At 40.3% G+C, this 1,051-nt stretch carries 1 pseudogene; it reads right to left on the reverse strand.

The annotated features are described in order from the left end of the window. Window positions 1-1,051, reverse strand: a pseudogene (locus VF675_RS13655) (hypothetical protein); the annotation flags it as partial.

The raw sequence follows: 1,051 nt of genomic DNA on the forward strand, positions 1-1,051 counted from the left end.
TTGCCACAAGACATAATCCATATGCTTAAAAATGGCAAAACCGGTCTTTTCCAAGCCTTTTAAAAATAGCTTCACGTGATTAAGCTGTGTAAATGGCTGCTGATCCTCACGTGCTTTTCTAGAGTCCCCCTCCTCCGCCATATTCAGTACAATGTTTAAATGGATTTTAAGTTTTTCTAGCAGTAAGGCTTCAGGCTGATTCCCCGTTTCAATTTCACTCTGTTCTTTTTCCCAGTACAGCAATGGCGAAGTGCTTTGTAATACATACCCTTGCGGTCCATTGAGTAGTTGCTGAATCCGTCGATAACATAGCATCGCCAAGGCATTGAAATAAATGTTTTGGGTTTGCCATAACTCCGCCTCTTCTTCGCCATCCTGACGATAGATGTTGCCATACTTTGTCGAGGGCAACGTGTATGAAAAGACATAAGCCTTTTGATCCTTTTCGGCATCTGAATAGATCGGAAGCAAGCCACTATCCAGGTTCATATGAAAAATCGCATCATGAATGGCTATCAGTCGTTCAGGTTGCATGCATCCCTGATCAAAAATTAATGAAATACACAGACATTCAAACAAGGTATTCACTAATTTTTGTTGCTCTTTAGCCGTAGAGTCTAAGAGGATACCTTGAGTTTGTTGTTTGAGATAATCCGCCCAATTCACATACAGTTTTTCTTTTACCTCGACGAGCATAGTACCCTGCTGTAACTTTCGTCCTGAAAAAACGTTGTCTAGACGTTTAGGTGTGTAGACTATCCAATCGGGCAACTTAATCTCATAGCTCTCGGCATAGGAAGGGTAATCCTTTTGCCACTGCTGGTTTTTCTCGTTACAAATCCGTTTCACTTGTTTAAAACAGAATTGAAGGTAATCTACAGCATTGTCCTTAAATTTGGATATTTGGCAGAGCTGCTCTAAAACTGCTCTATAGAGAGTAAACTTGTCCAGAATTTGCTGATCCAGCCACTTAAAATCAATTTGAGCAAGGTCAGAATTTACATCTGTGTATGTAGCAGTGATCAGCTGAGAAATTTCCTTAAAAATGTCG

The sequence above is a fragment of the Acinetobacter sp. Lyrl_1 genome, assembly GCF_051948795.1.
Lineage (GTDB): Bacteria > Pseudomonadota > Gammaproteobacteria > Pseudomonadales > Moraxellaceae > Acinetobacter > Acinetobacter towneri.